This is a genomic window from Leptolyngbya sp. AN10 (assembly GCF_050565645.1).
GTDB lineage: Bacteria > Cyanobacteriota > Cyanobacteriia > Leptolyngbyales > Leptolyngbyaceae > Leptolyngbya.
The window spans coordinates 18,255-28,624 of record NZ_JBNXVP010000065.1 but is presented as its reverse complement, the minus strand read 5'-3'; the positions used below and the strand labels follow the sequence as shown (position 1 = coordinate 28,624).

Sequence of the window (10,370 nt, the reverse complement as noted above, 5' to 3'; positions counted from 1 at the left end):
GCGTTTGAACGATTTTGGTGGCAGGTGTTGAATGCGATCGTACATTTGATCAGTCTCCTGAGTGGCATCTAGTCCTCTTTTCAGGAGTTCAAATCTGTGATCAGGATTCGTGCAGGAGGTCTATTACCTTTGGGCTGGGATTTCTGATGGCAAGTTTTACAGAAACTCGTCAGGCACTACACGACAGCATCACCAATTGTTTCGTCATAAGGAAAACTTAAGATGATCAGTCAGCTTCAGTATGTTGGAATTCCAAAACGGTTTCTTGCTCTCTTTATTGATGGCTTAATTCAAACCGTTGTTAGCTTTGTGATCTTTTTCGGCATTTCTAAAACGGAACTTGAAACGACGACCAAACTATTCTCTTATGCGCTGCTTGCAGCAGTCGTCCAGTGGAGCTATTTCTGCCTGATGGAAAGCTCGAAAGCACGAGGAACCTTCGGCAAAATGGCACTTGGAATTAGTGTCTGTAATGCAATGGGAGGACGGGTTTCGCTCAAACAAGCTACGCTCAGATATCTGGGGAAATCACTTTGGGTGGTGCTTTTTTTTCTTGGAACCGCGATCGGGGCAGTCGTGCTGGTTTCCGACAATAAAGAGTCACCGCTACTGCTGATCACGTTAGCCTTGTGGTTGGTTTCCTTTTTGCTTGGAACCGTCGGTTATTTGATGCCCGCATTTATTCCTGAGCGACAAGCACTGCACGATCGAATTGCTCATACGTATGTGATTGAAGATGATAGTCCCGATCGACATGTTTCACAGAAGATCATCTTTCAAATGATTGCGATCGCGGTTGTTGCAAGATTGTTATTCAATGTCATTCCAGGTATTCCAATTTCGATTACAAACAGTAATAACGACTCTTCTCAAGCGAATCAGCAAACACCTGTCCGCAATACTCCGAACCAAGGTACAACTGGCTCTAAGCGTCCTGCCAATTCAAATACAAATACCACTCCAGAAGCTTTAACGATTACTCGTTGTGGAGTTACAGAGCAACTTTCGTCACCCAGTCCGAATTCTTACATCGATGGAGATTGGAGAGTGAACTTTGCAGTGGGCATCGAAGCTCATGAATCGACGCTGAGAATGAAGGGAGCAACCGGAGTAATGCGAACTCAATTCTTTGATAAAGATGCGGGCAAAACCAGAACGGTCTTGCAACAAATGAGACTCAAAGTTTCTTCAAGCGGAATTTGGCTACTTGGATCAAATCCGGTCAACGAGGAAACGAACAAACTAGATGCAAGTTACAGCCCGGACAACATCTTTATGCAACGTGCTCCATCCGGTCAATTTAATGCTGTGAACTGCGATAACAACAACAATCTTTCGCGTGTGTCGATCGCCCCTGTTAATAACTAAGCTTATGCACGATCGTGTTTTGCAAAACTATCGAGGTGGTATTGTTCCGCTCCAGATTCCCACGATCGATGAAGTCGAACTGCTCGATTTGCTCGGTGTGGGTGGCTTTGGAACGGTTTGGAAAGTTCGCAACCCGGCAACCGGAAAGCTGTATGTTCTCAAGATCATTCAGGCGATCAAACCGAATACTGTGCTGGTTGAACGAGTTCGACTAGAGGCAGAAGTTTCAATTCCATCCAAGCATGTTGTTCCGGTTGTTGGACTGAAGGAATGGGATTCGAGTACGTTTCTGATTTTGTTTGAACTGTTTGAAGCGCGATCGCTCGATAAAGTTCTGGCTGAAGAAACCCTACAACCTGAGCAAAAGCGCCAAATTTTCGATCAAATCTTGATCGGAGTTGCTGATGCTCATCGGAGTAACATCATTCACCGGGATCTCAAGCCAGAAAACATTCTTGTCGGCAAAGATCACTACGTGAAGCTGATCGATTTTGGACTCTCAAAGTTCAAGGGCAAAGGACTAACGCTTACAGGTGAAGTGATGGGGACACCTCCGTATATGTCTCCTGAACTTCTGATCTATGGATCTAAGATTGCAGATGCGCGAGTGGATATCTATGCACTTGGACATATTTTGTATGAGTTAGCGATGGGCTACACATTTTGGGCAAAACAAGGCTGGCTCGCCAATCGATTTGATAACTTCGTCAAATTCTTGGGACAAAACCCACAGCCGACAGAGTGCATCGACTTGAGCGATTTTCGCTGTGACTTTTACCACAATGCGATCGCGGTGTTAGCTCGAATGGTGAAGACCAATGCAGACGATCGATTTGCATCGGTTGAAGAAGTGATCACAGCGCTCACCCATGAACCGAGCCGAAAAACAATACCGCCCATTCCGGAAGTTAAAGAAAGCGTTGGTATCTCCTTTAACTATCCTTTGCTCACGGTAGAATCTGGAACAAATCGCGATGCTCGAACGCTAGTGGCACTAGAACCGGGAGAGTCGATCGTACTGGGTCGAGCCGACATTGCAGGGAATGATCTGAGTATCAGCAGCAAGCATCTAATGTTTACTCGCCAGCATGGACGCTACTTTGTCAATGATTTTCACAGTAAAAACGGAACCCTGCTTCGCGGTATGTTACTCAATCCGAACGCTCCCCCGCTGGAAGTGCAGAACAACGATCGAATTAAAGTTGGGGATATTTTTCTTCGCTTCAATTCACCTGTTTAATTGTCCCACTACTGTTTTAGGTTTGTTATGAAAACTTGTGTTGATTGCGGTGCAACCAATCCAGATGCAGCAAATTTCTGCCTCGACTGCGGAAAATCAATCCAGTCCAATCCGGTGCAGCAAAATCAAATCCCTCAAACGGTGATGCCCCAGTCGAGATTGGCTCAACAGCTTGATCAATCAAATTCGACGATCATTGATGTGCCGCAATCGAATTCGACAATCATTGATATACCGAATCAAGGTCAGCAAGTACCAAATCAAGGTCAAGTGCCTAGACAAGCTCCCGCTCCTACTTTGATTCCACAATCGCGAATTCCGAAATCTCAAGCTCCCGATACGATCGAGGCTCCTTCAAACGCCACGATTCCCGATGCCCAATCTCCGAACTATGTTGATCCGCAGCAGTTTCAAGCACTTTACCAAAAAGTCATTCAAAATCAGCGCAAAGCGGACATTCTATTCGTGCTCGATTGTACTGGAAGTATGCAAGGTGAAATTGATGCCGTTCGCGATGCAATTACTTCGTTTGCAGATACGATCCAGTCGCAATCGGTTCGTGCCAGAGTTGGACTGATTGAATTTCGCGATCGCTTAATCGGCGAAGAACAACGAGTCTTAATGTTTGATGGTGAACCGTTTACGAGCAATCCCACAGTATTTCGCGAACAAGTGGCGAAACTCCGAGCATCAGGCGGCGGGGATGAACCAGAAAGCAGCTTAGATGCCGTCTTACTCGCACTCGATCAACCCTTCGATCCGACTGCAAATAAAGTCATTGTTCTTGTCACAGATGCACCTCCTCACATTCCTGATGCAACAGTGCAGAACATTGATCAAGTCGTGCAAAAAATGCGAGAAATCACTGTCGATCAGTTTTATATCGTGATGAAAACGAGTGATCAGCGCAGCCAAGTTTATCTCCGATTGTTAGAAGGCAGACGAGGACTTGCCTTTGAAATTGGCAAAGGAGATGATTTTAGAACTCGTGCAGAAGACTTTAAGCGCACCTTGATGGCACTGGGCAAAACTATTTCAACCGCAACCCGATAACATGAGCCAACTTACACTCTCTTGGCAAGAAGCAGGCAATCCGCGATCGCGCTCTTTCGATCTGACTCAGCCGATTTACAAAACAATGTACGCACTTCGACTGGGACGCGACGCGGAACAATGTGATCTCGTCTTCGATGATCCGAGTGTGTCTAGGCTTCATGCTGAGATTCGCTGGCATCCGACGACTCAAGAGTTCTCGGTTCAAAATCTGCGTGATATTAACCCGATCGCAGTGGATGGTCGGCTCTTGAGTCAGGGAACTCAAATGATTCGATCGGGAACAATGATTGTCCTTGGAGATACAACAATTCAAGTTGCCCAACTTCAGCAAGTTCCTGGAGTTAATACCTTTCAACCGCCTGTTCTTGATACTCCAGTTCCCGTCGAAGCTTCGCCCAGAGTTGAACCCCTCCGATCGCCTGTCAGTTCAATCACGTTCAGTCACTATCTTCCCCTTGCAGGTACAAGCCGAGAATTGAGACAACAGGGCTATCTCTTGCCGGGAGTGATCACGGTGCTCTGGGTTGTTTTAATGTTCTCAAGCTTAGGTCGCCCTGGTTTTTTTAACTTACTGTTAGCAGGTTATTTAGGCATTGCTGGATTCTATTTAATCTATAAGCTCTGTGGAAAACGAAAGCCGGGATGGGTGATTGCGATCGCGCTGATCATGACTCCGATTTTGCTCTTAACCCCGGTTTGGAGTGCGATCGCGTTTTTCTTCCGAGTCATTCTCCCTGGTCGAATTCCTGAAAGCGATGATATTGGCTTTATTCCACTATTTATTTCATTCTTTTTTGGTGCGGGTCTTGCTGAAGAACTTTTAAAGGCAATTCCAATTTTTGTTTTAACTTGGTATGGTCGCACAGTTTCACCTGGACTACGCCAACGTTTGGGCGTGACGGAACCTTTGGACGGCATCATTCTAGGAGCCGCTTCAGGACTAGGATTCACTCTGCTTGAAACACTCGGACAGTACATTCCGAACTTAGTCCAATCGGTCGCGATGCAAACTGATCCAGGTTCAGCACAGCTAATCGGATTACAGCTTCTAATTCCCCGAATTGTTGGATCTGTGTTTGGTCACATGGCTTACAGCGGTTATTTTGGTTACTACATTGGACTGAGCGAATTAAAACCTAGAGGGCGATGGAAGTTCCTCGCAACTGGTTATTTGATTGCGTCGGGTGTTCATGCCTTTTGGAATGCAAGTTCAGCACTGGGAACTTGGGCATTAGGACTCGCTGGAATTATTGCTTATTGTTTGTTGATTGGAGCGATTTTGAAAGCTCGCCAGATTTCACCAAGTGCTAAGTCATAAGTCTCTATTCATGCACGTCGTTTGATTGAATCTCCATCTTTAGGCAGATGATTTTTCATCAAATTTCTTCAGAACCTGATATGCTGTCCTGAAACGTTCAGGAAGAAACGACCGTGCAGACCTCTCAATCGATCGTGGTTGATCTCGAAATGACCGATATCGAGTATCTGGAATTGTTGGCGGAAGGACGCAATCCGATTCAAGAACAATCCTACGCGCAACAATTGATTTGTTTTGGCTTTGATTTGACCGAAGCAAAACAAATTGCACCCTTGTTTGATAAACCAGAGAGTTCGATCGCTGAAAAAATTGCCGTCAATCGCGCCCTAAAACAAGTGTGGAACCGCCTCACTAAGATGGCGTAGAAGCCGCACCTGATCGAGCATTCAGCCCTTTCAATCCTTGTCATAATAGAGGAGTAAGACAAGGATTGAGACGCATGGTAGTGACTGCTCCAGTTCGTGAAGTCCGCGCTTCTAAGTTATGGATGCCCGATCGCGTTTTGTTTACGCCCGCTGCATTGGATGAGCCGTGGGGACAGCAGATCAAAGAGCGCGTTCAGGGTTTGAATTTACCGATCGAAGAGTTGCCGCGCAATCGACTCACCGGATTACGGGGTGAGGATGAGCGCGAGACGTATAGCATTTCTAAGCGTACTTTAGCGGTGGTGACTGCTCCTCAGAGCCAGTTCAAGCTGAGTCCGATTCCTCCTTCTGCGGATTGGCAGTTTCACATTGCAGAGGGTTGTCCGGGACATTGCCAGTATTGTTATCTTGCGGGTAGTTTGGGTGGTCCTCCTGTGATTCGGGTGTATGCGAATCTGCCGCAGATTTTAGACAATCTAGGGCGGTACGAGCGTCCCGGTGCTGAGACGAGCTACGAGGTGAGTTGCTATACCGATCCTCTCGGCATCGAGCATTTGACGGGTAGTTTGGCTGAGTCTATTCGCTACTTTGGCACACGCGAGGATGGTTACTTGCGCTGGGTGTCGAAGTTTAGCAATGTCGAGGGCTTGTTGGATTTGCCGCACAATGGACATACTCGCTGTCGGGTGAGCGTGAATGCGAATCCTGTGAGTCAGCGGTTAGAGGGTGGCACGTCTTCAGTCGAGGAGCGGCTTCAAGCGTTGCGCCGACTCGGTTTAGAGGGTGGCTATCCATTGGGGATTGTGATTGCTCCGATTATGCCGATCGACAATTGGCAGGAGCATTATACTCAGTTGCTCGATCGGATGTCTGAGTTGCTCGATTTTGATTGTGATCTGACTTTCGAGTTGATCTCGCACCGATTCACACCTGGCTCGAAGGAAGTGTTGATGAATTGGTATCCGAATAGCAAGCTTGATATGGATGAGGCTTCTCGTGTGGTGAAGCGCAATAAGTTTGGTGGCATGAAGTACGTTTATGATGCCAAGACCATGCGCGAGTTGCGTCAGTTCTTCGAGCGTGAGTTAGCGAAGCGATTCCCACAGGGTAAGGTTTTGTATTGGACATAAGGGTTTGTGGATTTTAGCGGGTTCGTTTACCCGCTATCTCGCCCGGAAATGAATCTCCGGGCTAATTGAGGAAACCCCTCTGAAGAGGGCTGAAATTGGTTCTGATATCAAATTGATTTTTGAGTGCTACAGATTCGCGTTGCCCCCTAACCCCCAAGTTTGGGGGAACAAGAATCAAAGTCCCCCAGAATTGGGGGATTTAGGGGGCGAAGGATCTGTGCATGAATAGATTGACTTGGTTCTGCGGGGGCTTCAGTCCCCTTTCTCCCATTAGCCCGGAGATTTATTTCCGGGCGGACTCAATCGCAGCGACGAACTCTCATAGCGGGTGAATCTCAAATGACTCACCCGTTTTTCAATGCCAAAAGAACTAAATCGTCCTTGTTCTGTCACATTACGAAAGATCGATTGAGTTTCTGCACATTTCCCGATACGGTTTAAACAATCAGATTTGACTTCAGGGTATCTCTCAGGGTTTGATAGCGTTTTTGCCCCCATTACCTGACCGTCTCATGCTCAACATTTCTTCCAGCGATTCTGATGCCATTGAGGATGTTTCCACTTCAGAGGTTGAAATCTCTCCAATTCGATCGAATCGTCTCAGTCTAGATCCGTCTCCCGCGAATCCTTGGCGCTACGTAAAGTCGATCGATCGTCGCCCGTATCGAGGACAATCGTTTGATCATGCGGCTCCGTTGTCTCCGTTGCGCGATCGCGATTTGGAAATCATGGCGGGATGGTTCGATCGCGTGGATATGAGCGAAGTTGAACAAGATGTTGACTATCATTTATCGCTGCTCTATCCGGAACCGCCGTGGGAAGAAAAGCTAGACTTGAATTTTCTTAAAGAGCATCTTTGATTACAGTTCTTCGTGAAGTTTGATTGACAATTGAAGCCGATCAGAAAGCTCGATGCGACCATTAAAAGAGTTTGTCGCAATGCGGATTTAGAATGCTAGATTTCAATGCTCTGTTTGAATATTCTCGATCGAACTGTGTGGGAATTTGCGCGTTTTTGGTTCCCGCCAATTTGATTACGACTTCTTTGACATTGACTTTGACAGGATTAGATCGATCGCGCTCTCAAATTGTGGTTGCTGCGGGAATTGCTTCTTTGTTTTCCGGCATTATGGTGCTGCACGTTCTCACCTGGTTTTTGATTGGCGTAGTGATGATGCCCACGTACATTTTGCTGTGTTTAGGCAGTTTGTGTTTGGTTACAAATCTCGTAGCAGTCTTTCGTCAGTCACAAATCCGGGAACTGTTACGCGCTTTAGTGAGAATTTGCACTAGAGTAGAACAGCCCACAAGAATCAAGTTCAATGACTGAATTGCCCAAGGACGATCGACAGATTGATCCCGCTACCCTTGATGAAGAATGGATTCCTGATGCCGATCCAGATCCGGATTTAGCAGAACAGCCTCCGGTACGTCGTCGCGTCGATCCGGATAGTCCGATCATCATGGTGGAGACGGCATTTTTGGCGAGTGCTGCCAGTTTAGTGTGGCTGGTGAATACTTATTTTCCGATGGGTCCGTTTCTGCAAATCTTTTTCCCGATTCCGATCGCGTTAATTTATCTGCGGTGGGGCAGTCGAGCGGCTTGGATGGGATGCACGATCGCGGGATTGTTACTCTCGGTGCTAATGGCTCCAGTTCGTAGCATTCAATATGTGATGCCGTATGGATTCATGGGTGTATTGCTTGGTGCGCTCTGGTATCGTCGCGTAAAGTGGTATTTTTCGATTCCGCTTGGTACTATGCTCGGTGTGCTAGGTGCATTCTTCCGAGTGTGGCTAGTTTCGATTCTGTTGGGCGATGATTTGTGGCAGTATGGAACGATTCAAGTGACGAACTTTTTGGATTGGATTTTCTCGCTGTTGGGATTGTTGATTCAGCCATCGCTAGAAATTATTCAACTGTTTGTATTTCTATCCATTATTGCGGTAAATACCGTATATCTCTTCGTGGTGCATTTAGTCGCTTGGTTTTTGTTCGATCGCTTAAATAATCCGATTCCCCGTCCGCCTCATTGGGTTGAAGTGATTTTTGAGAATGAGTAACGCGATCGCAATTTACACACAAGAAACTAAAGCACGATCGTGGCTCGATCGATACAAAGGCAAAAAGCCGCATTTTGCTTGTGTTTTGGGATTTACAGAAACCGGATTAATTCCAGGAATTTCAGCAGCCGGAGCCACTCCGAACGATCGACAATTTACCGCGATCGCAGATGCAGAATTTTTAGTCAACGGAGTGCAGCCAAATCCGAAATTTCCATTGCCGCCGCTGCATGTTGGAGCTTCTCCGGTTTACATTTCTCGTGCAGTAGTTGAAGCATTAGAGATTCCAGTCACCGTATTTAATGCAGGATTACCTCGATCGCCTTCAATTTCTGCGATCGATTTACAAGGCACTCCGGCTCGATGTGTCAGCAGTGGAAAAGCGATCGATCTTCCAATTGTTCAGCATCTCTTTGAGCAAGGCTTGAAATGGGGTGAAAAACTCGCTCAAACCGCTGATTATTTAATTCTGGGTGAATGTGTTGTTGGTGGAACTACGACCGCTCTAGCCGTTTTAACCGGGCTTGGAATCGATGCGATCGGCAAAGTGAACAGTAGTCATTCGATTTGCAATCACGCGCAGAAGTGGGAACTCGTACAGCAAGGATTATCTAAGCCAATCGATGATCCGTTCTCAGTCGTGGCGGCAGTTGGCGATCCGATGCAGATTACAGTTGCAGGAATGGCGATCGCAGCAAGTCGATCGTGTGGCGTTTTACTTGCAGGCGGAACGCAAATGCTAGCGATATATGCGTTAATTCAGGCGATTCAATCTTCGGATCAAATTGTGGTCGGAACAACTCGCTGGGTCGCAGAAGATCCGACGGGAGACACAGTTGGACTTGCAAAAACTTTGAAAGATGCAACCCTGATTGCAACCCGATTAAACTTTGCTGATTCGCGATGGAATCAACTACAAGCTTATGAGCGTGGGTTTGTCAAAGAGGGAGTCGGCGCGGGAGGATGCGCGATCGCGGCTTCGATGTTTCAAGACTGGGGGCAGACTGAATTATTAGACGCGATCGAACAATTGATCATCAAATCTGAGTTAATGAACTCTTTGCGCTAAAAGTTGTTCTTCGAGTGCCGCAATCCGATTGTATGCAGCAGTTAATTGAGCCGTGAGGCGTTGAATTTGAATCTCTGGGGAAAGGGATTTTTCACCGCTATGACTCGACGAATCGATCGTGTGTGTATCCGCTAACACGTCTTTGTGTTCCATTGCTGAATCCATTCGGGAATAGTTGAAGCGTCCATTGGTGGTTCCAAAGTTCGATCGACTAATTCCAGTATGGGAACCAGACTGCATTTCGGTTAAGGTTTGCGCCAGATTTGCTCCTAATTGTTCAATGATCTGGTGCAGCGTATCTACCTTGCTGTTGAGAGCGTTGATCTGGGTTTGGACAGTATCCATTAGTTAACCTTTTACCCCTACTTTTCTTGGACTCATAGTAGGTCAAGAATTTTGATTCTGTCGGGTTATTCCTGAATCATTTAACGTTTTGTGGTGATTCAAAATTTAGCTAAAGAAACGAATGAGTACTCACTCAGATTGCGTTGCAAAAAATGAACAAACTTTAAATTTAAAGGATTTTCAAAGCGCTTGAATTCTAAAGCAATACTAAAGTGATGTAACTTTTTCTTAGAGTGCAAATGATTCTTCGATCGTGTTTCAAACTGTGTCGAAATTGTCGCCCAGTTATCGACAGGAATTATTTCAATTCTTCTTTGAAATATTAATAGATAAACAGGGACACGCGAATCTAAGAGGGTGTTTGAATAGCAATCGTTCATCGCATTCACCCGCCCGGAAATGAATCTCCGGACTAA

At 46.3% G+C, this 10,370-nt stretch carries 11 protein-coding genes; 10 read left to right on the top strand and 1 reads right to left on the bottom strand.

The genetic code is table 11. The features are described from left to right. The first annotated feature begins 222 nt into the window (after positions 1 to 222). From ACQ4M5_RS39255 to cobT, 10 genes are all read left to right on the top strand, one after another. Positions 223 to 1,368 carry an RDD family protein gene (locus tag ACQ4M5_RS39255; protein ID WP_430681224.1) on the top strand — a complete coding sequence of 382 codons (1,146 nt, stop codon included), beginning with the start codon at positions 223 to 225 and terminating at the stop codon, positions 1,366 to 1,368. A gap of 4 nt (positions 1,369 to 1,372) precedes the next feature. Further along, positions 1,373 to 2,608, top strand: a complete 1,236-nt coding sequence (locus ACQ4M5_RS39250; RefSeq protein WP_430681223.1) for a protein kinase domain-containing protein — start codon at positions 1,373 to 1,375, stop codon at positions 2,606 to 2,608. A 27-nt stretch (positions 2,609 to 2,635) separates the two neighbouring features. Further along, positions 2,636 to 3,661, top strand: a complete 1,026-nt coding sequence (locus ACQ4M5_RS39245; RefSeq protein ID WP_430681222.1) for a VWA domain-containing protein — start codon at positions 2,636 to 2,638, stop codon at positions 3,659 to 3,661. Position 3,662: 1 nt separating this feature from the next. Then, complete coding sequence (locus ACQ4M5_RS39240; protein WP_430681221.1) at positions 3,663 to 4,982, top strand: PrsW family glutamic-type intramembrane protease; 1,320 nt, start codon at positions 3,663 to 3,665, stop codon at positions 4,980 to 4,982. Between the two features lie 113 nt (positions 4,983 to 5,095). After that, a complete protein-coding gene (locus ACQ4M5_RS39235) occupies positions 5,096 to 5,347 on the top strand; it encodes a hypothetical protein (protein ID WP_430681220.1) in 252 nt (83 codons plus the stop codon). 74 nt (positions 5,348 to 5,421) lie between these two features. Then, on the top strand, positions 5,422 to 6,477 hold the full coding sequence (locus ACQ4M5_RS39230; protein ID WP_430681219.1) for a spore photoproduct lyase family protein: 1,056 nt from the start codon (positions 5,422 to 5,424) through the stop codon (positions 6,475 to 6,477). A gap of 512 nt (positions 6,478 to 6,989) precedes the next feature. Next, positions 6,990 to 7,337 carry a hypothetical protein gene (locus ACQ4M5_RS39225; RefSeq protein ID WP_430681218.1) on the top strand — a complete coding sequence of 116 codons (348 nt, stop codon included), beginning with the start codon at positions 6,990 to 6,992 and terminating at the stop codon, positions 7,335 to 7,337. A 92-nt stretch (positions 7,338 to 7,429) separates the two neighbouring features. Then, entirely contained in the window at positions 7,430 to 7,807 is a 378-nt protein-coding gene (locus ACQ4M5_RS39220) for a hypothetical protein (RefSeq protein WP_430681217.1), read from the top strand. Further along, a complete protein-coding gene (locus ACQ4M5_RS39215; protein WP_430681216.1) occupies positions 7,800 to 8,540 on the top strand; it encodes a DUF2232 domain-containing protein in 741 nt (246 codons plus the stop codon). Before ACQ4M5_RS39220 ends, ACQ4M5_RS39215 begins: the two co-directional genes overlap by 8 nt. Beyond that, positions 8,533 to 9,609: a nicotinate mononucleotide-dependent phosphoribosyltransferase CobT gene (gene cobT / locus ACQ4M5_RS39210; RefSeq protein WP_430681215.1), complete on the top strand. Its 1,077-nt coding sequence runs from the start codon at positions 8,533 to 8,535 to the stop codon at positions 9,607 to 9,609. The genes ACQ4M5_RS39215 and cobT overlap by 8 nt, the downstream gene beginning before the upstream one ends. Here cobT and ACQ4M5_RS39205 read toward each other — a convergent pair. Then, positions 9,589 to 9,954, bottom strand: a complete 366-nt coding sequence (locus ACQ4M5_RS39205; protein ID WP_430681214.1) for a hypothetical protein — start codon at positions 9,952 to 9,954, stop codon at positions 9,589 to 9,591. The genes cobT and ACQ4M5_RS39205 overlap by 21 nt on opposite strands. Between the last annotated feature and the right edge of the window lie 416 nt (positions 9,955 to 10,370).